The organism is Yersinia sp. 1252 StPb PI (genome assembly GCF_048593885.1).
Lineage (GTDB): Bacteria > Pseudomonadota > Gammaproteobacteria > Enterobacterales > Enterobacteriaceae > Yersinia > Yersinia enterocolitica_E.
Genome location: NZ_JAZGQE010000545.1, coordinates 1 through 320 on the forward strand (window position 1 = coordinate 1; position 320 = coordinate 320).

The following is a 320-nucleotide window of genomic DNA, read 5'->3' on the forward strand; positions in this document are numbered from 1 at the left end:
GAGATCAAAAGGTTAAAGTTATTTAGCAAGGTCATTAAAGATAACATACAAAAAAACAATGTTACTAACGATATAGCTAAGGCTCCCTTGTATATGGGAAGGCTGAAACTGGTTGGTATACTCGAACATGCAGACGAGTCAAAATCTATCGCCATAATAGACTCTGGCGTGGCACAAGAAACCTACTTTACTCATGATAGGGTAGAAGGTACTGATAGTATTATTATTGTGAAAATACTTAAGGATAAAGTAATTATTAGTGATGATGAAGTTTATTATTCACTGGTTATATTGGAGTAAGTACACCCTGAATTATAATG

1 protein-coding gene is annotated in these 320 nt (G+C 33.8%); it reads left to right on the forward strand.

What is annotated here, in order from left to right; all coding sequences use genetic code 11:
- The coding region (locus V2A85_RS24675) for a type II secretion system protein N (protein WP_420072689.1) at nt 1-300 on the forward strand (300 nt) is incomplete at its 5' end.
- Nucleotides 301-320 lie beyond the last annotated feature (20 nt).